General features: G+C 62.8%; 22 protein-coding genes, 1 tRNA gene and 1 pseudogene. 14 read left to right on the top strand and 10 right to left on the bottom strand.

The genetic code is table 11. From position 1 onward, the window contains the following. Positions 1 to 168: 168 nt before the first annotated feature. Positions 169 to 1,329: a patatin-like phospholipase family protein gene (locus tag LPB73_RS28665; protein ID WP_231079006.1), complete on the bottom strand. Its 1,161-nt coding sequence runs from the start codon at positions 1,327 to 1,329 to the stop codon at positions 169 to 171. Between the two features lie 205 nt (positions 1,330 to 1,534). Here LPB73_RS28665 and LPB73_RS28670 point away from each other — a divergent pair, with 205 nt between their 5' ends. The 4 genes from LPB73_RS28670 (at position 1,535) to LPB73_RS28685 (ending at position 5,759) form a co-directional block, all read left to right on the top strand. Beyond that, the gene (locus LPB73_RS28670; RefSeq protein WP_231079008.1) at positions 1,535 to 2,317 is read left to right on the top strand and encodes a 3-hydroxybutyrate dehydrogenase; all 783 of its coding nucleotides are present in this window, start codon (positions 1,535 to 1,537) and stop codon (positions 2,315 to 2,317) included. 36 nt (positions 2,318 to 2,353) lie between these two features. Then, the gene (locus LPB73_RS28675) at positions 2,354 to 3,127 is read left to right on the top strand and encodes an acetoacetate decarboxylase (RefSeq protein WP_231079011.1); all 774 of its coding nucleotides are present in this window, start codon (positions 2,354 to 2,356) and stop codon (positions 3,125 to 3,127) included. Positions 3,128 to 3,360: 233 nt separating this feature from the next. Beyond that, positions 3,361 to 4,392, top strand: coding sequence for a transporter (locus LPB73_RS28680; protein ID WP_231079012.1), 1,032 nt, complete (start codon positions 3,361 to 3,363; stop codon positions 4,390 to 4,392). A gap of 5 nt (positions 4,393 to 4,397) precedes the next feature. After that, positions 4,398 to 5,759, top strand: coding sequence for a carbohydrate porin (locus tag LPB73_RS28685; protein WP_231079013.1), 1,362 nt, complete (start codon positions 4,398 to 4,400; stop codon positions 5,757 to 5,759). Positions 5,760 to 5,765: 6 nt separating this feature from the next. Here the strand turns inward: LPB73_RS28685 and LPB73_RS28690 are convergent, their stop codons facing one another. The 3 genes from LPB73_RS28690 to LPB73_RS28700 form a co-directional block, all read right to left on the bottom strand. Beyond that, positions 5,766 to 6,779, bottom strand: a complete 1,014-nt coding sequence (locus LPB73_RS28690; RefSeq protein WP_231079014.1) for an LLM class flavin-dependent oxidoreductase — start codon at positions 6,777 to 6,779, stop codon at positions 5,766 to 5,768. A 98-nt stretch (positions 6,780 to 6,877) separates the two neighbouring features. Next, positions 6,878 to 7,792 (bottom strand): alpha/beta fold hydrolase, encoded by a 915-nt coding sequence (locus LPB73_RS28695; RefSeq protein ID WP_231079015.1) that lies wholly within the window; start codon positions 7,790 to 7,792, stop codon positions 6,878 to 6,880. A 175-nt stretch (positions 7,793 to 7,967) separates the two neighbouring features. Next, a complete protein-coding gene (locus tag LPB73_RS28700; RefSeq protein WP_231079016.1) occupies positions 7,968 to 9,242 on the bottom strand; it encodes a hypothetical protein in 1,275 nt (424 codons plus the stop codon). A 259-nt stretch (positions 9,243 to 9,501) separates the two neighbouring features. Here LPB73_RS28700 and LPB73_RS28705 point away from each other — a divergent pair, with 259 nt between their 5' ends. Beyond that, on the top strand, positions 9,502 to 10,719 hold the full coding sequence (locus LPB73_RS28705; RefSeq protein WP_231079017.1) for an MFS transporter: 1,218 nt from the start codon (positions 9,502 to 9,504) through the stop codon (positions 10,717 to 10,719). An 85-nt stretch (positions 10,720 to 10,804) separates the two neighbouring features. Here LPB73_RS28705 and LPB73_RS28710 read toward each other — a convergent pair. Further along, a tRNA-Leu gene (locus tag LPB73_RS28710) sits at positions 10,805 to 10,889 on the bottom strand. 177 nt (positions 10,890 to 11,066) lie between these two features. On the opposite strand from LPB73_RS28710, the gene LPB73_RS28715 reads away from it, so the two are divergent. Continuing rightward, positions 11,067 to 11,606: a disulfide bond formation protein B gene (locus LPB73_RS28715; RefSeq protein WP_231079021.1), complete on the top strand. Its 540-nt coding sequence runs from the start codon at positions 11,067 to 11,069 to the stop codon at positions 11,604 to 11,606. On the opposite strand, the gene LPB73_RS28720 is transcribed toward LPB73_RS28715, so the two are convergent. Further along, entirely contained in the window at positions 11,603 to 12,667 is a 1,065-nt protein-coding gene (locus LPB73_RS28720) for an AbrB family transcriptional regulator (RefSeq protein WP_231079023.1), read from the bottom strand. The genes LPB73_RS28715 and LPB73_RS28720 overlap by 4 nt on opposite strands. A gap of 115 nt (positions 12,668 to 12,782) precedes the next feature. Next, complete coding sequence (locus LPB73_RS28725) at positions 12,783 to 13,058, bottom strand: PsiF family protein (RefSeq protein WP_414716836.1); 276 nt, start codon at positions 13,056 to 13,058, stop codon at positions 12,783 to 12,785. 195 nt (positions 13,059 to 13,253) lie between these two features. On the opposite strand from LPB73_RS28725, the gene LPB73_RS28730 reads away from it, so the two are divergent. The 5 genes from LPB73_RS28730 to LPB73_RS28750 all read left to right on the top strand — a co-directional run bounded on the left by LPB73_RS28730 (position 13,254) and on the right by LPB73_RS28750 (position 16,615). Then, entirely contained in the window at positions 13,254 to 13,775 is a 522-nt protein-coding gene (locus LPB73_RS28730; protein ID WP_231079026.1) for a hypothetical protein, read from the top strand. A gap of 78 nt (positions 13,776 to 13,853) precedes the next feature. Beyond that, positions 13,854 to 14,237, top strand: coding sequence for a CidA/LrgA family protein (locus LPB73_RS28735; RefSeq protein ID WP_231079028.1), 384 nt, complete (start codon positions 13,854 to 13,856; stop codon positions 14,235 to 14,237). Then, entirely contained in the window at positions 14,237 to 14,959 is a 723-nt protein-coding gene (locus LPB73_RS28740; RefSeq protein WP_231079029.1) for an LrgB family protein, read from the top strand. Before LPB73_RS28735 ends, LPB73_RS28740 begins: the two co-directional genes overlap by 1 nt. A gap of 165 nt (positions 14,960 to 15,124) precedes the next feature. Then, the gene (locus LPB73_RS28745; protein WP_068729255.1) at positions 15,125 to 15,904 is read left to right on the top strand and encodes a sulfite exporter TauE/SafE family protein; all 780 of its coding nucleotides are present in this window, start codon (positions 15,125 to 15,127) and stop codon (positions 15,902 to 15,904) included. Between the two features lie 33 nt (positions 15,905 to 15,937). Beyond that, positions 15,938 to 16,615, top strand: coding sequence for a DsbA family protein (locus tag LPB73_RS28750; protein ID WP_093757425.1), 678 nt, complete (start codon positions 15,938 to 15,940; stop codon positions 16,613 to 16,615). A gap of 89 nt (positions 16,616 to 16,704) precedes the next feature. Here the strand turns inward: LPB73_RS28750 and LPB73_RS28755 are convergent, their stop codons facing one another. Next, positions 16,705 to 16,920: a hypothetical protein gene (locus tag LPB73_RS28755; RefSeq protein WP_068730379.1), complete on the bottom strand. Its 216-nt coding sequence runs from the start codon at positions 16,918 to 16,920 to the stop codon at positions 16,705 to 16,707. Between the two features lie 134 nt (positions 16,921 to 17,054). On the opposite strand from LPB73_RS28755, the gene LPB73_RS28760 reads away from it, so the two are divergent. Further along, entirely contained in the window at positions 17,055 to 17,711 is a 657-nt protein-coding gene (locus tag LPB73_RS28760) for a DNA-3-methyladenine glycosylase family protein (RefSeq protein ID WP_231079030.1), read from the top strand. A gap of 38 nt (positions 17,712 to 17,749) precedes the next feature. On the opposite strand, the gene LPB73_RS28765 is transcribed toward LPB73_RS28760, so the two are convergent. Beyond that, positions 17,750 to 18,169, bottom strand: a complete 420-nt coding sequence (locus tag LPB73_RS28765) for a winged helix-turn-helix transcriptional regulator (RefSeq protein WP_231079031.1) — start codon at positions 18,167 to 18,169, stop codon at positions 17,750 to 17,752. Positions 18,170 to 18,243: 74 nt separating this feature from the next. Here LPB73_RS28765 and LPB73_RS28770 point away from each other — a divergent pair, with 74 nt between their 5' ends. Next, a complete protein-coding gene (locus LPB73_RS28770) occupies positions 18,244 to 19,035 on the top strand; it encodes an SDR family oxidoreductase (protein ID WP_231079032.1) in 792 nt (263 codons plus the stop codon). Positions 19,036 to 19,144: 109 nt separating this feature from the next. Next, a pseudogene (locus tag LPB73_RS28775) lies at positions 19,145 to 20,238 on the top strand (DUF2855 family protein). Positions 20,239 to 20,248: 10 nt separating this feature from the next. Here LPB73_RS28775 and LPB73_RS28780 read toward each other — a convergent pair. Continuing rightward, on the bottom strand, positions 20,249 to 22,003 hold the full coding sequence (locus LPB73_RS28780) for a chloride channel protein (RefSeq protein WP_231079033.1): 1,755 nt from the start codon (positions 22,001 to 22,003) through the stop codon (positions 20,249 to 20,251). Positions 22,004 to 22,188: the final 185 nt, after the last annotated feature.

Raw genomic sequence — 22,188 nt, forward strand, 5'->3', positions numbered from 1 at the left:
TAACGAGGCCGCTGCGGAAACGCCGCGGCCTCGTTCTTTCAAACCGCGAAAAGAAAAGGCCCGCGCATCATCTGCGCGGGCTTTTTTATCGAACAACGCTGTCATTCCGGGTTCGCATTTCAGCGGCTTCGCCGCCTTCATGCGCCCCGGAATGACGAATAATATGTCCTACGAACTGCTCTCGCGATGCACGTCGTGCACCACGATGCCCTTGCCTTGCTCCGGCAGCGCCAGCCAGTCGCGGCGCTTCAATGTGCGGCGGGTATCGTCGAGCCCGCTCTGCCAGTGCTCGCGCATCGAGGTCGCCGAGAACTCGTGGTCCTTGGAATCGCCCTCATAGGCCTTCTGCTGATAGATCATTTGCAGGATGGTGATCTCCGGCAGATCCGACAGGCTGTCACGCCGCGCGCGTTCCTCGTCGCTGAGCTGGTCGTCGGGAATGCGCTGCAAGACCTTGTAGAGCTCCGACTTCAGATTGTTCATGCGCCGATAGATGTCGGTGTTGTGGCGTGTGCGGGACGAGTAGACGATGTCCTTGTGCCGGGCCAGAACCTCCTGGATATCCCGGGGCAGCACGCCACGGGCGCTGAACAGGTCGACCTGGAACACCAGCGAGTTCATCCTGTCTTCCTGGTCGAGCAGGTGCTGCAGCGGCGTGTTGGAGACGATGCCGCCATCCCAGAAATGATCGGTGCCGATCTTCACCATCGGCAAAGCTGGCGGCAGTGCGCCTGATGCCATCACGTGTTCGGGCGCGATGACTTCCTTCTTGTTGTCGAAATACAGGAAGTTGCCGGTGATGACGTTCACTGCGCCGACGGCGAAGTGGGTCTTGCGCGAGTTGATGAGATCGAAGTCGACCAGTTCGAGCAGCGTGTCGCGCAGCGGCGAGGTGTCGTAATAGCTCGTCGCCGTCTTTGCACCGGCCGGACTGAACCACGGATTGATCTCGTGCGGCTTGAAGAAGCCGGGCTGTCCGAGGGTCGTGGTCATGAAGGAGCTCGCGAGATTGCGGGCCTTGCGGTAGACGTCGCCGTCCGGTGTATAGTGCCAGACCTTGCGGGCGGTGATGCGGTCCCAGAAGATCTGCAGCTTCTCCAGCCGGTCTTCCGGCGGATTGCCGGCGATGATCGCCGAATTGATCGCGCCGATCGATACGCCGCACACCCAGTCCGGCTCCATGCCTTGCTCATGTAGCGCCTGATACACACCGGCCTGATAGGCGCCGAGGGCGCCGCCGCCCTGCAGCACCAGTGCTACACGATCGCAGCGGTCGGGGCGCCAGCCGGTCTCGACAGTCGTATCTGAATCGGGTGTCCGCGCATCCATCTGGGTGTTCTCCTCAACGATCACATGATGTTGGCGGCAGAATTCAGATGAGCAGTGACGGCGTTGTGACAAATAGCAAATTCGATCATTGCGCATCAGTCCATGAAGCGCGTCACGCGGCTGAAGGAAATTCCTCATACCGCCGTCAAACAGGATCGCTAGCAAAGAAGCAGATATTAACGTTTGCTTACGAAGGGTTGCGCGCATGCTGTCTGGAAAGTCCGCCATCATCACCGGCTCCACCAGCGGCATCGGCCTTGGCATCGCGCGCGGCCTCGCGGCCAGCGGCGTCAATATCGTGCTCAACGGCTTCGGCGACGCCAATGAGATCGAGGCGATCCGCAGCGAGATCGCCGACAGCCATCAGGTCCGGGTGCTCTATAGCGGCGCCAACATGGCCGACGGCAATGACATCGCGGCGATGATGGCGCAGGCGGAACAGGAATTCGGCGGCGTCGATATCCTGGTCAACAATGCCGGCATTCAATATGTCGCGCCGCTCGAGGAATTCCCGGTGGAGAAATGGGATGCGATCGTGGCGATCAACCTGTCGAGTGCGTTTCACACCACACGTCTCGCCATCCCCCACATGAAGGCGAAGTCCTGGGGCCGCATCGTCAACATCGCCTCGGCCCATGCGCTGGTGGGCTCGCCATTCAAGTCGGCCTATGTCGCGGCCAAGCATGGTATTGCCGGGCTGACCAAGACGGCGGCGCTGGAAGTCGCCGAACACGGCATCACCGTGAATGCGGTATGCCCGGGCTATGTGATGACACCGCTGGTGGAGAAGCAGATTCCGGAACAGGCCAAGGCGCGCGGCATCACTGAACAGCAGGTGATCTCGGACGTGCTGCTCGCCGCCCAGCCCACCAAACGTTTCGTGACCGTCGAAGAACTGTCCTCGGTCGTCAATTTCCTCTGCACCGACCACGCCCGTTCGATCACCGGCATCACGCTGCCGGTCGATGGCGGGTGGACCGCGCACTGAGTTTAAACCAGCGATTTCACACCCAAGGAGTTTCCGATGCGCCAGGAAGACATCCTCCGTTTGCCGTCGATGCCGATGGCCGGCCCGAGCTATCCCGCCGGTCCCTATCGCTTCATCAATCGCGAATTCCTCGTCATCACTTATGAGACCGATCCGGACCTGATCAGGATCGGTCTGCCCGAGCCGCTCGAGCCGATCGAACAGCCCATCGTCCACTATGAATGGATCAAGATGCCGGATTCATCCGGCTTCGGCAGCTACACCGAGACCGGCCTCGTGATCCCCGCACGCTTCAAGGGCGAGGACGTCAACTTCGTCTCGCAGATGTATCTGGACGATGATCCGCCGATTGCTGCCGGCCGCGAGATCTGGGGCTTTCCGAAGAAATACGCCCATCCGAAGCTCGAAGTGGTCAAGGACACGCTGACCGGCACGCTGGAATATGCCGGGCAGCAGGTGGCCATGGGCACGATGGCCTACAAGCACGGCGCCATGGCGGGCAATGGCGAAGCGACGCACGCCACGCTGTCCAAGACCCAGATCAATCTGAAGCTGATCCCCGGCGTCGATGGCAGCGCGGAAGTCTGTCAGCTGGTGGCAATCAACCTGACTGATATCACCGTGAAGGGCTCATGGTTCGGCCCCGGCCGTCTGCATCTGATCCCGCACGTCAACGCGCCGGTCGCCGACTTTCCGGTGCGCCGCGTGATCGGTGCCCATCATTTCCTGGCCGACCTGACTTTGCCCTATGGCCGTGTCGTCCATGACTACAACAAGCAGAGCGATACACTCGCCGAAGCCGCTGAATAGAGCATGATCCGGAAAAGTGGAAACCGGTTTTCCGAAAGATCATGCTCAAAAGAAGAGATGAGATGATGATCCGATTTTCTCTAATCGGATCATCATCTCGGCTGACATATCCCTGTAACAAGGGTGTCATTAAGTGACTGCGGCGGACTGACACAGTCGGAGAGCCGCAGGCAGATATTTTATTTTTTGGTGGCGCATGCGTATTGCGTGGCGTGAAAAACGGTGGGTGTCCGATGCAATTTGAAGTGCCGGTCACAACCGCGGAGGTGTCGTCCACACTTGGCTTGACCGATCCGATCCCGGGTCTGGTCTGGGCCTTCCGCATCCATTCCGACGGCAAGCCGGAGCCATTGCCGGTCGATGCCGGCATCGATCTCGTCCACGGCGGGCTGCTCTGGCTGCATTTCAACCTGACTGACGCGCGCGCGCTGCAATGGCTGGCGCAGATCTCATTGCATGCGCCGGAGCAGGCCCGTGCCTTGTTGCTGTCCAAGGACACATATCAGCAACTCCATGCCACCGATGACAGTATCTATGGCGTGATCTCGGACCTGTTGCGCGATATCGACGAGGCGACCGAAGACACTGGTTATCTGCGCTTCGTGATGACTGAGCGCTTGTTGATCAGTGGTCGGCATCATGCGCTGTGCGCCGTCGATGCGACGCGCCGTTCGCTTGAGCAGGGCCAGCGGGTCGACAGCATGGCCGCGCTGCTTGAGACGATCGTGGAGAATGTTGCCGACACCATGGACGGCGTCGCCGACAGTTTGGCGATATCGCTCGACGAGATCGAGGAGCAAGTGGTCTCCGGCGACTCCCGTGACATGTTGCAGAAGCTCGGCCGTCTGCGCCGGACCTGCGTGCGGCTGCATCGGCAGCTCTCCGGGCTGCGGATCGTGTTTCAGCGGCTTGAGGCCAAAGGTCAGCGTGAGTTGAAACCGTCGCTGCAACTGCGTGCCGGCAAGCTGGCGCAGCGCCTCGACGGGCTGGATCATAATGTGGTCGAGATGCGCGAGCGCAGCCGGCTGTTGCAGGAAGAGCTGCATCTGCAGATCGAGGAACGCGGCAACGAAAGCCTTCGCGTTCTTTCAGTGCTTACCGCGCTTCTGCTGCCGCCGACGCTGGTCACCGGCATCTTCGGTATGAACACCAAGGGACTGCCGCTGACCGATGTCGAAACCGGATTTCTCTGGGCGGGCGCACTGATATTGATTTCGTCAGCATCGGCCTATGCCGTGATGAAGCGCCTCAAGATCATCAGGTAGCTATCATGGTTGGTGTGTTTTCGTGCTGGATGGTCCGTGCGATGATGGCGCTCGCCGGCCTTGTCGCCTGTGGCACGATCTCGCTGTCATCGGCTCATGCCGGCGATTGGCGCGATAGCGGCCTGAAGCCGATCAATGACCGGCTCGCCGAATGGGGTGTTGCACTGTCAGCCACCTATATCGGCGAGGCGCTCGGCAATGCCTCCGGCGGCATCCGGCGCGGCGCCATCTATGAAGGGCGTTTCGATTTTGGCGTCGATGTCGATCTCGACAAGGCGGTTGGCTGGAGCGGCGCGACCTTTCACGCCAATGTCTATCAGATCCACGGACCTGGCCTGTCGCGCGACTATATCGGCAATCTGATGCTGGTCAGCGGCATCGAAGCGCTGCCGGCGACGCGGCTCTATGAATTCTGGATCGAACAGTCGCTGTTCGGCGGCAAGCTGCTGGTGAAGGTCGGTCAGCAGCCATCCGATATCGAGTTCATCGACAGCAAGTATGACGATATCTTCGTCAATTCGGCGCTGGGCTGGCCCGGCATCACCGGCGTGATCCTGCCGGCGGGCGGACCCTCGCCGCCACTCGCCGTGCCGGGCGTTCGTTTCAAGGCCAGTCTGTCGGATGCGTTCACGGCCTATCTGGCGGTGTTCAATGGCAGTGCGGCAGCGCCCGGTCCGAATGATCCGCAGATCGCCAACGCGCATGGTCTTGCATTTCGCGTCAACGATCCGCCGTGGATCATCGGGCAACTGAAATATGCCTACAAGCTCGGCCCGTCGGAGTTGCCCGGATCGATCACCGGCGGCGGCTGGGTGCATCTGGCCGAATTCGATGACGAGCGCTGGACTGCACAGGGCCTGTCGCAGGCCGATCCGGTCGGCACCGGCGAGCCGCTGATGCGGCGCGGCAATCGCGGCGTTTTCGCCGTTTACGAACAGCGGCTCGCTTTCAGTGCACTCGGCCCGGACAAGGGCATCGGCTTCTTTGCACGCACGTCGATCAGCCCGTCGGATCGCAATCTGATCAGCTTCTATCTCGATGGCGGCATCCAGGTATCAGGCTTCTCGGCCGAGCGGCCCGACGACAAGTTCGGCATCGCCATGACCTATGCGCGCATTTCGGATGGTGCACGCGGGCTTGATCGTGATGTGCAGCTTTTCACCGGAATTCAATCGCCCATCCGCGATTTCGAAGCCGTGCTGGAAGTAACCTATCTCGCTGCGGTCGCGCCGGGCGTGGCGGTGCAGCCGGTGTTTCAATATGTGATGCATCCCGCCGGCGGCGCCGTCGATCCCAACGATGCCACGCAGACAAAGCGCATCAAGGACGCCGCGGTGTTCGGCGTCCGCACCACCATCAATTTCTGAAACGTTTCAGCCGGTCGCTTCAGCCGGTGTCTTGGTGAGACCCGCAGCCGCCTCGGCGATCATCTCATAGGACTTGAGCCGCGTGGCGTGGTCGTAGACGTCCGAGACGATCATCAACTCATCCGCGCCGGTCTCCTCGACCAGCGCGGCGATGCTAGCGCGAACCGTCTCCTTCGAGCCGATGATCGAGCGCCGCAGCATGCCCATGGCCTGCATCTTCTCGGCCGGCGCCCAGTAGGTCTCGATATCGTCGATCGGCGGCGCGCTTAGCCCGCGGGTGCCGCGGAACATGTTGGTGAACGACATCTGCTGCGTAGTCCATAACCGCTTGGCCTCGGCATCGGTGTCGGCGGCGATGATGTTGACGCCGACCATCGCATGCGGCTTCGTCGACTGTTCGGATGGTTCGAAGTGCTGGTGATAGATCTGCAGGGCCTGCAGCAACTGGTCGGGCGCGAAATGCGAGGCGAAAGCGTAGGGCAGGCCGAGCGCCGCGGCGAGCTGCGCGCCATAGGTCGAGGAGCCGAGGATCCATAGCGGCACGTCGGTGCCCGCGGCAGGCACCGCCTGCAGGCGCTGGTTCGGGCCGGCCGGAGCGAAATAGGCCTGCAGCTCCTGGATGTCCTGCGGGAAATTGTCTGAATTCTGCAGCGAGCGGCGCAGCGCCCGCATGGTCATCTGGTCGGTGCCGGGTGCGCGGCCGAGGCCGAGATCGATACGGCCGGGAAACAGCCGCGCCAATGTGCCGAACTGTTCGGCGATGACGATGGGCGCATGGTTCGGCAGCATGATGCCGCCGGCACCGACGCGAATGGTTTTGGTCCCCGCTGCGATATGGCCGATCACCACCGAGGTCGCCGCGCTGGCGATGCCGATCATGTTGTGATGTTCGGCGACCCAGAAACGCTGATAGCCCCAGCGCTCAGCATGACCGGCGAGATCGCGGGAATTGTCGAGCGCGCCGCGCGCATCGGTGTCTTGGGTAACGCGGACGAGGTCGAGGATCGAAAGTGCGGTCATGACGGGGCTCCCATTGCCCTTGCCATGTGGGCATGGCTGGGGCGGATTGCCAGCCGGTTGCGCGCCCGGCATGGCAGCCCGGCGTTACTCCCGAGCGGTCAGGTCAGGCCGGCGTGGAAGGCGCGGACGATTGCGGCGCATTCGGCCGGCTTTTCCATCTGCATGAAATGCGAAGCGTCAGGCACGGTGGTGAAGGCGAAGCCGCCATCGCGCGCAAAGGCACGCTCCATGTCGACGAACGGGCTGGTTCTCGTCTTTGGTTCACCGGCGACGAGCTGCACCGGCAGCCTGACGCTGCACATCCGCTCCCAGGCGCCCGGGAGATCCTGCATGGTGAAGATGCTGGCCTCGAATTCCCTGGCGCAGGCGAGTTCATAGAGCTGGCTGTCGTCGTTCCAGCGCAGCGTGGATGCGGCGAGTGCTTGCAGTCCGGCATCGTCGACGCCGGCAAATGCCGAGCTGCGGCGATAGGACTCGAACAGCTCCTGCACATTCGGAAAGGTGGTGCGACGCTGCGCGGCGCGTCCGGCGAGCCTGTCATTTTCCGTGCGGAAACTCAGGAACTCCGGATAGCTGGCTGGCGGCGTCGCCGGTGGCTCGAAGCCAACGATGCCGATCCACGGCGTCTGATATTCGGCGGCATGCAGCAGGGTCGTCAGGGCGCTCATTGAATGAAATGCGCCGAGGCTCGGCGCCGCGCCGAGTTCGCGCGTGATCCCTTGCATGATCGCCTCATAGTCCCGGATGAGCTGCGGCCAGACATGCGGGATGGGCTGGCGATACGGACTGCTCCGGCCGTGATGACGGAAGTCGAACACCACGGTCTCATAGTCATCTGTGAAGAGACGCCAGAAGCTTTGAAAAGCATCGATGGCGAGGCCATTGCCATGGCTGCAGATGATCCGTGGACCCGTTCCATAAACGCGTATGCTAGCTGTGGCACCGTCTTCGAGCAGAACCTGAAAAGCGTGCGTCTCGGCCGCAGGGGCCGGAGCGGAAGGCGCATAGTCCATATGGGGAAGAATCCGTTATATTTTGGAGCAGAAGGCGAAGCTGTCGCATGCTTGGCCGGACCGCAGAGTCTAAAAGACCTTGTCTGAAAGACTTTGCTGCTCACCGTCACTTCGTACGCAGTTTCAGGATACAAAGCGCGGCGGGGTGGTTCAAGCCACAGCAGGTCATACCAGCTCAGCTGGAACGCCGGATGATCGCCACGCGCCCGTCCAGCGGGATCGTCGCGTGCCCGTCGGTCACCGGCACGCGGCGCCACTCGGCATCGTCATTCGGACGGTTGAAGGAGAGCGAAGCGGCAGGGCCATCGACGGCGATGTCGATCGGCTCCGTGGGCACCGGGATGTCTTCAGCCTTCTCCACATTCCAGCAGCGCACCGCGCGCCATACCGCAAGCAGCGGTTGTCCCTGCGCATCCTGAAACGCGATGTGCCGCAGGTCCGGTGCCGTGGATGCCACGCGTAGCGCCGGATCGTTGTTCGCGCGGCGTGCGCCTTTCAGTGCGGACAGGAGATTCCGGATCGCATGGTAGCCGGGCTTCGGCGAGCCGTCATTGCGGACGAGGCCCCAATGATGTTCTCCGTCGTTGGGATCGGTACCGCCATCGAAGAATTCGTAGAGGAATGTTCGGAGAATGCCGAGGCGGAAGTTGTTGAGCAGCAGCCGCGGCAGATAGAGCGCCGCCGCCGTTTCCGAGACGCCGGAGGTACCGGGCTTCACGACATTGCAATAGCCGCATTCGGTTGCCAGCGCGGGTGCGCCGGGTTTGAACGCGTCGCGCATATTGTGCAGATACCAGGACACGGCGGCATAGTCGTTGGTTGTTTCCGGCTCTTGCGCCTTCTGTACATAGGAATGGATGGCGACGGCATCGCTGAACTGCGCGGCCGGGCGCAGCAGCGCGACGTCGGCGGGCTTCCAGTTGATGACGCTGGGCGACAGCAGCGGCAACTCCGCCGCCGCATATCGCGCGCGCAGCGCAGCGTGCACCTCGCGCTGATAGTTGACGACGACATTGCTCCAGCCCGGTTTCGCCAGTGGCAGCGACAGGAACCAGTCGCTGTTGCCCTCGTTCTGGCCCTCCATCGCCGAGACGCGCTCGATGCCCAATGCGGCGAGATAGGTCATCATCTCCGGCACGGTGTTGGTCGCCGGCGACACCACAACATTGAACAGGATGTTCGCGCGTTTGCTCAGCGCGCGCCAGCGATCGAGATCGTTGCTAGGTCGCAACTCGTCGCGCAGATGGCGAATGCCTGATGCCGCAAGCAGATCGTGAAACCGGTCGAAATGACTCGCATATGGCTCGCTGCTGATATGCACATTGACGCCGACGCTGTCGGTGAAGGTGTCGGACGGGCCGGGAAGCGGCAGGGCAGCCAATGGATCGGAGCGCAGCATCATCGATGCCGCGCCTCCCATCAGGATGGCTCGTCTGCTCAGGCCGGGCATTTCGATCTCGCACGCTTGAAGCCCCAGGGGCGCCTTGGGGCAGTCTGAGCCTGTTAGACTTAATAAACCGCCGATCGACAAGAGATGTTCTCGTCAGCGATCAACCGAAGCGGTCCGCTGGCCCGCAAGATCACTGTCATCGCGGCAACGAACAACTGTATGCGCTCGCAAAAACGTGAGCTGCGTTGGCCGCCGGCCTGTCGGCTCCGGCCCGTCCCGTGCGTCTTCCACTCAGAGAGCGCTAACGTGGAGGCCAGGAATGACCAATTCTCACTATCGCTGGGTAATCGTCGCCGCAGGCGGCCTTCTGGGATGCGTCGCGATCGGCGGCATGTTTTCGCTGCCGGTGTTCCTCCAGCCGATCGCGCGGGACACCGGCTGGTCGGTCACCGGTATATCCAGCGCCATGACAATTGGCTTCCTCGCGATGGCTGTCACCAGCATGATCTGGGGCACCTTGTCCGACCGATTGGGGCCACTCCCAGTGGTGTTGACCGGGTCGGTCGTGCTCGCGTCAAGCCTGGTGCTGGCGAGCCTCGCGACATCTCTGGTCGCATTTCAATTTGTCTTCGGGCTGATGGTCGGCGGCGCCACCGCTGCGATCTTTGCGCCGATGATGGCAGCAGTCACCGGCTGGTTCGATACGCATCGCAGCCTGGCCGTCTCGCTGGTTTCGGCGGGGATGGGCATGGCGCCCATGACCATGTCGCCGCTGGCGGCCTGGCTCGTTTCGAACCACGATTGGCGCACCTCGATGCAGATCGTGGCCCTCGTCGTGGCCGCGATCATGATTCCAGTCTCGCTGCTGGTGCGCCGCGCGCCGGCGCTGGAGGGCGCGCCTTCCACTCCATCCGCCGAGCCGGCGCAAGCAGAGATGTCGCGCGCGCAGGCGCTACGCTCGCCACAGTTCATCATCCTGCTGCTGACGAATTTCTTCTGCTGTGCCACGCATTCTGGGCCGATCATCCATACTGTGAGCTACGCGATCAGCTGCGGCATACCGCTTGTCGCTGCGGTCACGATTTATAGCGTCGAGGGTCTGGCAGGGATGGGCGGCCGTATCGCCTTCGGCCTGCTCGGCGACCGGTTTGGCGCCAAGCGTGTACTGGTCCTTGGCTTGCTCGCCCAGGCGTTCGGGGCGCTCGGTTTTGTCTTCGTGCGTGAGCTCGGCGGGTTCTACACCGTGGCGGCGGTCTTTGGCTTCATCTACGCCGGCACCATGCCGCTCTACGCCGTTCTCGCGCGCGAAAACTTTCCGCTGCGGATGATGGGCACGGTGATCGGCGGAACGGCGATGGCCGGCAGCCTTGGCATGGCGACTGGACCTCTCGCCGGAGGTTTGATCTACGACGCGTTCGACAGCTACGCTTGGCTCTATATCGGTTCCTGGATCATGGGGCTTGGCGCTTTCTTGATCGCGATGACATTTAGGCCGATGCCAGTCGTGAAAGCGGAGCCCGCGCCCCTGCCGGCGTGAGGACAAATCTTCCAGTCGTCATTTGCGGGTGACGCGCTTTTCGGAAATACAGCCCCTCGTCAACGGATCATTGCTGATGAGCTGTTGGTGCCCCTGGCCGGAATCGAACCAGCACTCCTTGCGGAACTCGATTTTGAGTCGAGCGCGTCTACCAATTCCGCCACAGGGGCCTTCGGACGCCGGCCGGAGACCCGGGGCGCGAAGCGGGCGGAATATAGCGGGCGCTCCGGGCGGGTCAACCTGCGGTTTGGCCGACAGGGCCGCCGCGCACACTCCAGTGTGATCAAGGCTGCCTCGACAGGGTGTGTGCCCCGGGATAGGACGCAACAGCCACTCCGGAGAGCACCGTGACTGCCCAGACCGCCCCTCAATCCGCGCCCGTGCATGCCTCATCCAACCCGGCGCTGGTCGCCGCACTGGTAGTCGGCCTGATCGCACTGGCGACGCTGGCGGGGGCCTGGTTCTTCCAGCTGGTACTGGATATCCGGCCATGTCCGCTCTGCCTCGAACAGCGCTATGCCTATTATTTCGCGATTCCGTTGGCGGTGCTGGTGGCGATTGCTGCGTCCAGGGACGTGCCGCGCGGCCTGGTTGTGACCGGCCTCATTGTGCTGGCGCTGGCGGCGCTCGCCAATGCGGTGCTCGGCGGTTATCACGCCGGGGTCGAATGGACATTCTGGCAGGGTCCGACGGACTGTTCGGGTCCGGTGGTCGATCTCGGCAAGGCCGGCAGCCTGCTGGAGCGCCTCGACACCGTGAAGGTGATTCGCTGCGACGAGGTGCAGTGGCGTTTCCTTGGCCTGTCGCTGGCCGGCTACAATGTGCTGATCTCGCTGCTGATGGCGGCGATCGCACTGTGGGGCGCAGGCAAGACCGCACGGCGCTAATCGTCGATGTCGTCCTGCGCCTTGCCGAACAGATGCACGATGCCGGGCGTGACGATCGAGACATAGATGAAGCGCGACAGATGATGCGCGCCGACGAATACCGGATCGATATGCAGTGTCAGCGCCAGTGCGAGCATGGCGTCCATGGCGCCGGGCGCGAAGGCGACGACGACATCGCTCAGCTTCACAGTCGTGGTGAGCGCGATGATCGTCACGAACACGGCCGAGATGGCGATGGCCACCGTGAATGAGCCGAGCGCCGCCCAGACATGGCTGAGAATGGTGCGCGGCGAGATCTTGCCGAAACGTGAGCCGATCAGGCTGCCGATGCCGACGAGAGCCGTGATATAGGCCCATTGCGGCAGCGTGCCGTGGACCCAGCCGGTGCCGTGCAGGACCGACGAGGCCATCATCGCACCGAACATCCAGCTTGCCGGAAACTTGATCCAGCGCATGAACAGCGAGACGGCAACGGCCGCGGCAGCCAATTCGGCGAGCGCCAACGGCGAGGCTTCCGGTCCGCGCGAGGGCAACGGGCCATGACCCATCAGGCCGGTGGCGGCGAGCAGCAGCGGCACCATGCCAGTGAGGATGATGACGCGGAAAATCTGCACGACCGCGATGCCCGGCACGTCGGCATTGCGCTCGGTGGCCAGCATGATGATTTGCGAGAGTGCGCCGGGGCTGCCGGCCAGCAGCGCGGAGGTGCGGTCCCAGCCATGGACGCGCTGCAGATAGATGCTGCTGCCGAAGGTGGCGCAGAACGTGGCCATCGCCAGCAACGCGATGGTCACGGGATAGGCGCTGAGATTGTGCACCATCTCCGGTGACACCATCGAGCCGAGCGACAGGCCCAGTGTCATCAGGATGACATGGGCCATCGGCTGCGGCAGGCCGACGGGGCGGCCAAGGATGCCGTAAGCCGCGACCGCGATCATCGCGCCGGAGATCAGCCCGCCCGGCAATTCCGCCCAATAGAATAGTGCGCCGCCGATCGTGCCGATGACGAGCGTCTCAAGGGTGGTGCGGATCTGCAGGGGGGTGGGAAGAGCGATGGCCATTTGCACGGGAAGCTGAAGGAGCCCGCTTTATGGCAAAGTCCGCACCTGTCGACAAATGCGGTGTGGTCTACCTGTCCCTCGCTTTCCGGGCGAGGGACAGGCGCATGACGAGAGTTTAGTTCGGTTTTGCGGTCTTCTTGCATTCCGAACGGAATTTACGGCGCTCGGTGCCATGCAGGCCCTTGGCGTCGGCCTGTTTCGAACATTCGAGTGACGCCGCCGTACGGGGTTTCTCGGCTGTCTTGTCCGCAGGCGCCATCTTCTCGGCGGGGGCCGCCTTGGCGGGCGCAGTCTTGGTGGCCGCCGGCGCAGGTGTCTGAGCGGTGGCCGCGCCGACCAGGAGGAAGGAGGCGACGGCAGCGGTAGCTAGGCTGGAAGCGAATCGGATCATGGCAGCACCTCGAATTGAACAGGGAGGACAGGGTGGGCGCGCCGGGCTGAACGGCAGGTGAATGAGTTGAAATATATCTGATGGTGCGATCACGATAATTTTTCGCGGGGAGCTGCGATGTCGTTGCCACATGCAGCGGTAGCGATAGGATGCCTTCGTCTACTTTTACTTTGTGTAGCAAAGGGAGAGAATGCCATGACAATGCCTGTCAAATTCGCCTGCGCGATTGCAGTATCCAGTTTTGCTTTGCTTGCCTTCAGTCCGGCCCATGCACTCACCGCAACTGAATGCAGTGCAAAATATCAGGCGGCCAAGACCGCCGGCACGCTGAACGGCCAGAAATGGAATGACTTCCGCAAAGCCGAATGCGGGACCGATGCCGCTGCGACGACGCCCGCCGCTGCGCCTGCTGCAACAGCGGCGCCGAAGGCTGCCGAAGCCAAACCTGCCGAAGCCAAGCCCGCAGCGGCTCCCAAACCTGCTGCAGCCCCCAAGCCGGCAGCCACGACAGCTGCGGCTCCGGCAGGCCCTGCCACCTTCCCGTCGGTGGTCGATCCGAAATACGCCAAGGAGACGGCTGGCAAAGCGCGGATGCACACCTGCGTGGATCAGTACAATGCCAACAAGGCCGCCAATGCCAATGGCGGCATGAAGTGGATCGAAAAAGGCGGCGGCTACTACAGCGAATGCACCAAGAAGCTGAAGGGTGCCGCCTGATCGGATCAGCCGCGCGCTGGGGTTGATCGACATCACTTGCTTCGCGGGCGATAACGATCCGTCACCCGCGGAGTCCCTATGATTGCCAGTCTGTCCCTGATCCTGCTGTGCCAGCTCGCTGGCGAGATCGCTGTGCGCGCTTTTGCATGGCCGGTGCCCGGCCCGGTGCTCGGCATGTTGCTGCTGCTCGTTCTGCTGTTGCTGCGTGACCGCGCCATGCTGTTCGCGCAGGGGCCGCTGCAGGGCGGCGGCGTGGAGAATGCCGCGAAGGGCCTGCTCGCGCATCTGTCGTTGATGTTCATTCCCGCCGGTGTCGGCGTGGTGCAGAAGCTCGATCTGCTGGCCGAGCATGGCACCGCCATCGTCGGCGTTCTGGCGGTCTCGGTCGTGATCACGCTGCTGGTGACGGTGGCGACGTTTCTCATCATCAGCCGGGTCATGACACGCGGGCGAAGCGCGTGATGACCGCCAATCCGTTCTCACTCTGGGTCTATCTTTCGCAGCAGCCGCTGCTGTGGTTGACCGTGACGCTGCTGGTCTATGCGACGGCGGATGCGCTGTCGCTGGCGACCGGCCGGCATCCGTTTGCCAATCCGGTATTCCACTCGATGTGGATCATCGCCGTGTTCCTGCTGCTGACCGGGACGTCCTACACGACCTATTTCAGCGGTGCGCAATTCGTGCACTTCCTGCTCGGTCCGGCGACCGTGGCGCTCGCGGTGCCACTCTATGAGAATCGCAAGGTCGTGGCGGCAGCGATCGTGCCGATGCTCGCCGCGCTGGTGGTCGGCTGTGCCACGGCGATCGTCTCGGTTGTGTTGCTGGCAAAGGCCTTCGGCCTGCCGCAAAATGTGGTGCTGTCGCTGGCGCCGAAATCGGTCACCGCCGGCGTCGCCATGGGTATCAGCGAGTCGCTCGGCGCTGACGCATCGCTGACCGCGGTGGCGGTGGTGCTGACCGGCATCATGGGCGCGATCATCGTCACCCCGATGATGAACCGCATGGGCATCACCGATTATCGCGCCCGTGGCTTTGCCGTCGGATTGGCGTCGCATGGGATCGGCACAGCGCGGGCCTTTCAGGTCGATGCGGTGGCCGGGGTCTTCGCCGGCATTGCGATGAGCCTGAATGCGCTGGTGACCTCTCTACTGGTGCCGCTCGCCGTCACCCTGCTGGTGCGCTGATGGTCACGACAGCGTTTTCCCGGCAGGCGGATTTGTGATGCCGGCTGCATGGAGCCGGGCCGGAAAGGTCATTATGGTCACACCGTTGCGCGCATGATCCGAACAAGTGGACACTGATTTTTTCGAAAGATCATGCTCAGATGAGAAGATGAGAATCAGCCGTTCATGATGACTGTGATGCAAGGGGCGCTCGGCCTGGCTTCGGGCGCACTGGTCGGCTTCTCGCTCGGCCTGGTCGGTGGCGGCGGCTCGATCCTCGCTGTGCCGCTGATGGTCTATGTTGTCGGCGTGCCTGAGCCGCATGTCGCGATCGGCACCAGCGCCATTGCGGTTGCGGCCAATGCGGCGGTCAATCTCGGCAATCATGCGCGTGGCGGCAATGTGCACTGGTCCTGCGCGCTGGTGTTTGCTGCTGCAGGAATCGCCGGTGCGCTCGGAGGCTCGATTCTCGGCAAGCAGGTGGACGGGCAGAATTTGCTGGCGCTGTTCGCGGTCCTGATGCTGGTGATCGCCGTGCTGATGCTGAAGACGCGCGCCCAAGTCGGCGAGCACCGCGTCGAGATCAGCATGTCGAACACGCCTTCGCTGCTTGCGCTGGGTCTTGTCACCGGCGCGCTGTCCGGCTTCTTCGGAATCGGTGGCGGCTTTCTGATCGTGCCGGCGCTGATGGCGGCCACGGGCATGTCGATCATGAGTGCGATCTCGTCATCGCTGGTGGCGGTCACCGCATTCGGTCTCACCACGGCATCGAGCTATGCCTGGTCCGGGCTGATCTCCTGGAAACTTGCGCTGGTGTTCATTCTGGGTGGTCTGCTCGGCGGACTGTTGGGAACCAGCCTGGCGCGGCATCTGTCGCTGCGGCGGGGCGCGTTGAATACCGTTTTTGCGTCTATCATTATCGTCGTGGCGCTCTATATGTTGGCCCGCAACATCTACATCACCTGAGCGCTGGCGCATGATGCGTCTTCGGAGAACATCATGACCGCCGCAATCCGCGAGACCTCGAAGACCGCCACGACACGGCGCGCTGCGCTCGGGCTTTTCGGTGGCGCCATGCTGCTCGGCGCGTCCGGCAAGGTCCTCGCGGCATCTGGTGCCGCCAAGGACGAAGACGTCCTTAACGAAGCCGCGGTACTCCGCGATCCGGACATCCCGGCCGCAGGTAACCCGAAGGGCGACATCACCATCGTCGAATATTTCGACTACCAATGCCCCTATTGCCGCAAGATCGCCCCCGACCTGCGCGCCCTGGTGAAGGAAGACGGCAAGGTTCGCCTGGTGTCGAAGGACTGGCCGATCCTCGGGCCGGTGTCCGTCTATGCGGCCCGTCTCGTGCTCGCTGCCAGATACCAGAACAAGTTCATCGAGGCGCAAGACGCCCTGATCAGCCTCGATACCAAACTGACCGAGGCGATCGCGCGTGATCGGCTCGCCAAGGCCGGTATCGATGTCGATCGCGCCGTCGCCGATCTGCAGAAAAATCAGGATGCGATCGTTGCCAAGCTGAAGCAGATCGATGAGCAGGCGACGGCTTTCGGCTTTAACGGCACGCCGTCCTTCATCGTCGGCAAGTTCCGGATTCCCGGCCCGATCACCAAAGAACAGTTCGTTCTTGCGATCGCCGATGCGCGTAAAGCCGCGGCTGCGAAGAAGTAAGCTTCAGCGGGTTCAGGCAGAAAAATGCCCCCGCTCATCGGCGAGGGCATCTTTGATCGGCTGAACCAGTCTTCTCGTTGCTGATGTGCTTACGACTTCACTTGCGAGGTCAGCTTGGCCCAATCCTGCTTGGTGCGCGTCTTCAGTGCTTCCCACTCATTGGCAGCAACATCCCAGTTGACGATCGTCCGGCGCTCCTGCGCCGTCTGGCCGTTCGCCACTGACGAGGTCGACATCGAATCGTAGATGTAAACGCCGATGCCCAGGATCAGCGCACCCAGGATCATTCCAAAAAACGTCCGCATGGCGGTAGCCTCCATTGAACGCAAACAACGCGACGTCCGGGGCTTTGGTTCCCGGTTGCATGGTGCGCTATTGCCGCAGCGCATTCATTGGCAGGATTGATCTTGCGGTCACGCCGTGGTGATCCTTGGGGATCATGACCGTCCATCTTACCGATCAATCCGTGCTCGACGACGCCGTTATGGAGCTGGTGAAGCTCGACCCGCGTCTGAAACCGATCCTGGCCATGGCCGGGATGCCGGCACTTCGGCAACGTGCGCCGGGCTTCGAAGGGCTTGCGCAGATCGTCTGCGGGCAGCAGGTCTCGGTGGCGTCGGCTTCAGCGATCTGGGGCCGCGTCTCGGGCGCCTTCTCGCCATTCGATCATCACGCCATCCGCAAGGCGCGTACCGATCGCCTGGGCCGGCTTGGCCTGTCGGCGGCGAAGATCAAGACGTTGAAGGCGCTGGCGCGCGAACTCGTCGAGGAGCGGTTGAATCTCGATGTGCTCGCCGAGGAAGACGCCGACGCTGCGCATAACACGCTGGTCGCATTGCACGGCATCGGACCATGGACGGCCGACGTCTATCTGCTGTTTTGTCTCGGCCATGGCGATGCATGGCCGGCGGGCGATGTCGCCATTCAGGAATCAATCAAGGTCGGGCTCGGTCTCAAGGAGCGGCCGACCGTGAAGCAGATGGCGCCGCTGGCAGAACCATGGCGTCCGCTGCGCGGTGCGGCGGCGCATCTGTGGTGGGCTTACTATCACGCCATCAAGAAGCGCGAAGGCGTGATCGGCAAACCGGCGAAGTGAACACGTTGCGGGCCGCAGCATCGACTGTGCGGGCCAGGCTACTCCTCGGCAGGAGGCGAGGTGGATGTCCCTATGGCAGATACTGCGGCGTCGGATGCTGGCTTCCATGCGAACCATGTGAGCAGTGCGTCGAGCGAAGGGCAAAGAGATTCGCCCCAATCCGTTAGCGCATATTCAACCTTCGGAGGCACCTGCGCATGCACGACGCGTCGAACAATACCGTCGGCCTCGAGCTGCCGCAATTGCTGCGCGAGCATCTTCTGCGAGGCCGCAGGGATTGCGCGTTCGAGTTCAGAGAAGCGCAAAATTCGGCCGCCGAACAGACGAAACAGGATTTCCAGCTTCCAGCGTCCGCCGATCATCTTCAGCGACTGCTCGATCCCGTCCGATGCGGTCGTCGCAGTCCACGGTTCCTTACCTGGAGGTAAGCCCCCCACTTTCTCGTGCGTTCTTGTCATTCGGCAAACATATCCGCATTTCCCTCGCAGACAATGCGCCGCGCTGTGCGGATGTGAAAATGAGGAACTGGACGATGACAAATCATCAGGCGGGCGGCGAACTCGCTGGCAAGCGGGCGCTCGTGACCGGTGGGACCAAAGGTATTGGTGCAGCCGTCGTCGCGTGCCTGCTGGCACAGGGTGCAGTGGTGCTCACGACAGCGCGCAACAGGCCGGACGGCATGCCGGACCATGCCGGCTTCGTCGTTGCTGACGTTGCCACCGCCGACGGGTGCACGGCGCTCGCCGACGCGGTCCTGAAGCGCCTCGGCGGCATCGATATCATTGTCCACGTCGTTGGCGGGTCGTCCGCGTCGGCGGGCGGTTTCGCAAAGCTCGATGACGCCGCTTGGCAGCGCGCAATGGACCTGAATCTCTATGCTGCCGTCCGACTGGATCGCGCTCTGTTGCCGTCGATGCTGGAGCAGAAATCCGGCGTGATCATTCATGTCACTTCGATCCAGCGTGTGCTGCCGTTGCACGATGCCACGATGGCTTACGCGGCAGCGAAAGCGGCACTCGGAAACTACAGCAAGGCGCTATCAAAGGAAGTTAGCCCGAAAGGCATCCGCGTGGTGCGCGTCTCGCCGGGCTGGGTGGAAACCGAGGCCGCCGTCGGGCTGGTGCAGACGATCGCCGACGAGAACAGCACCGATTATGAGGGCGCGCAGAGAATGCTAATGGATTCGCTCGGCGGTATTCCGCTCGGACGCCCGGCCAGGCCGCACGAAGTCGGGGACCTCGTGGCATTTCTGGCATCGCCGCGCGCGGCATCAATCACCGGTGCAGAATTCGTGATCGACGGCGGCACGGTTCCCACGGTGTAAGTAGTCGAACAGCGTTTGAAACGGACGTTGTTTTAAACAACTCCGCTGTCGCAAAACAGACATTGGCGGCGGGAATGATCGCAGCAGCAAAACGCCGCGGAGTTCGAACATGAGCACATGCACGCAATTCAATATCGCGAAGAATGATTTTCACGGCACGGCACTGGTGCAGATGTCGCTGCCACGACTGGACGAACTGTCCGATGATTGCCTTCTAGTCGAGGTCGAACGCTTCGCCTTCACCGCGAACAACATCACTTATGCGATGCTGGGTGACCGGATGAAATACTGGCAGTTGTTCAAGGCGCCTGACGGCTTCGGCAACATTCCGGTCTGGGGTTTCGGCAGGGTGATCGCCTCGATGCATCCGCAGATCGTCGAAGGCGAGCGGCTGTTCGGCTATTTCCCGATGGCCTCGCATCTGGTGATCGAGGCCGCGGATGTCAGCAAGCGCGGCCTGCGCGACGGCGCGGCGCACCGGCAGGGCGTGGCGCCGGTCTACAATGCATATCGCGGGTGACCGGTGATCCGGCCTTTGCTGGACGCAATGGCGACTATCAAGCGCTGCTGCGGCCGCTCTTCATGCTCTCGTTCCTGGTCGATGATTTTCTCGCCGAGGAGGAATTCTTCGGTGCACGCACTGTCATTCTCTCCAGTGCCTCGAGCAAGACCGCCTTCGGTCTCGCGCATCTGCTGCACAGCAAGCGCAAGCCGATCCGCGTGATTGGCCTGACCTCGGCGGGGAATGCCGATTTCGTGCGGTCGCTCGGCTGCTACGACGATGTCGTGCTCTACGATCATATCGATACGCTGCCCGCGGATCAGCCGGTGGCCTTCGTCGATATGGCCGGGAATGCCGACCTGCGCGGCCGGCTGCATCGGCACCTCAAGCACAAACTCGTCTATAGCGGGCGCGTCGGGCTCACCCATCAGGATGCAGCGGTGGATGAAGAGCTTCCCGGCGCCAAGCCCGCATGGTTCTTCGCGCCGGACCAGATCCGCAAGCGTGCCAAAGAATGGGGACCGGGCGGCATCGATACCCGGTTCACCGCGGCGTGGTCAGGATTCCTGCCGCTGCTGGAACAGTCGCTGACGGTTGCCGAGAGCCGTGGCCCCGTCGCCGTCGAGAATATCTATCGCGCTACACTGGCCGGCCGGGTGCCGCCTGATCAGGGGCATATGCTGTCGCTCGCGGACGGCTAACGGCGGACCATCACATCTCGCCGAGGGCTTCGCGGCGGCGCTGCTCGGACTCTTCGGCGTAGCGCCGCGTCGCGTGGGCTTCCGAGAGCGTGCCGAGCACGCGGTGGCTTTCGGCCTCGACCACCGCCAGCGATTCCGCTTCGGCGCCCTCGAATACCACCATGGCGTCGCGGATGTTCATGTCCGGATGCAGGACGACGTCGCGACAATGCAGCAGGCTGTCGAGCCGAAAGGCTGTCACGTCAGGCGAATGCGCTTCAGCGACGATGGCGAGGCCGACATAGCGGCCCTCGGGATCGACGGCGACGACTTGGGTCTTCGAGCCGAGCGGGAACTTCTCGCGGAATTCGTCGAGCGGCATGGTGGAGTCGACGGTCGGGACGTCCGGGCGCAGCAGACGCTTGACGGTGAGATCGCGGATCCAGCCGACGTCCGCGGCGCTGCGGATGGTCTCGCCGCGCAGATGCAGGCGCCATGTGGCGAAAGAGTAGCCGAACAGTTCGCGCGTCATTTGGGTGGAGATGATGACAGCGACCAGCACCGCAGTGGTGAGCCAGAGATTGCCGGTGGATTCGAGCGCGATGAACGACATGGTGAGCGGCCCGCCGATCACCGAGGCCGACAGCGCGCTCATGCCGATGATGGTGTAGACGGCGGGATCGATGGTGAAGCCGGCGCCGATCGCATTGAAGCCGACCGCGAACAGATGGCCGCCGAGCGCGCCGAGAAACAGTGTGGCAAAAAACAGACCGCCACGAAAACCGGTGCCGAGCGAGACGATCGAGGCGAGCGTTTTCAGCGCCATCACAAAGGCCACCAATGCGACCGGATAGGCAGTCATGCCCCCGAAATGCAGCGCACCGTGTCCGGAGGCCATGACTTGCGGCGTCAGCAGCGCCATCAACCCGACCAGCAGCCCGCCCAGCGCCGGACGCAGCGGCGGCCACAATTTGATTTTGGTGAGCAGCGCTTCGGTCCAGGCGACGACGCGCATGATGCCGATGCCGAAGGTCGCGGCGAACACGCCGAGCAAGGCCGCCACTGCGAGATCATGACCGAGCACGTCGCCGAACCGGCCGGCAACGACGCCAAGCGACAGTGGATCGAAGGCATGGGCTACGAAATAGCCAATCACCGCGGCGATGCCGACCGGCATCAGGCTCGCCGATGTGTAGCCGCCGATCACCAGTTCAAAGGCATAGAATGCGCCGGCCAGCGGCGCACCGAATGCGCCGGCAATGGCAGCTGCCGCACCGCAGCCGACCATCACGCGCTGGTCGCCGCGACGCAGGTGGAAGGCGCGCCCGATGGAGGCACCGAGCCCGCTGGCGAGCTGGGTGTAGCCGGCCTCGAGGCCGACCGAGGCTCCGACGCCGCTGGACCACACGGTTTGCAGCGCGACGATGATGCTGCCGCGGAACGACATCCGCCCGCCATGGAGCGCGTTGGCCTCGATGGGGTCGACCTCGCGGGCCGGTCGCCAGCGCAAAAGCCACAGGAAGGCGAGGCCCAGCAGCAGCCCGCCAAAGGTGGGAACCAGAATCGCGCGCACCGGATCAATCCAGAACTGGCTGGAGAGCCGCTGGCCCCATTCCAGATTGAACAACACCGCGTGAAGAACGCTGACCGCAGCGCTCATGGCGGCCACCACGAGACCGCCGATCACGCCGATCAGCGCTGCCAGAATCGCAAGGCTGGTTTCATGCGCACGGACAAAGGCGCGCAGCCGTTGCGGGGCCTCGAGATAGCGGGAGGAAGGGACCATCGGGCAGCGTCCGGTATTTGCGGCCGCGAACCGGGCACGCGCCACGGGGTTTAGCGGCAGGCGCTGCGACAGACCACCCGCAGTTCCCAGAAAAGCGACCCAACGCGGCGCTTTTGTGAGGGGATAAGGTCTGCCCTATGCCCTTCACAACCCTGTCACGCTGCCTGTAGTATGTGGAGACAGGT

Source organism: Tardiphaga sp. 37S4 (assembly GCF_021044645.1).
GTDB lineage: Bacteria > Pseudomonadota > Alphaproteobacteria > Rhizobiales > Xanthobacteraceae > Tardiphaga > Tardiphaga robiniae.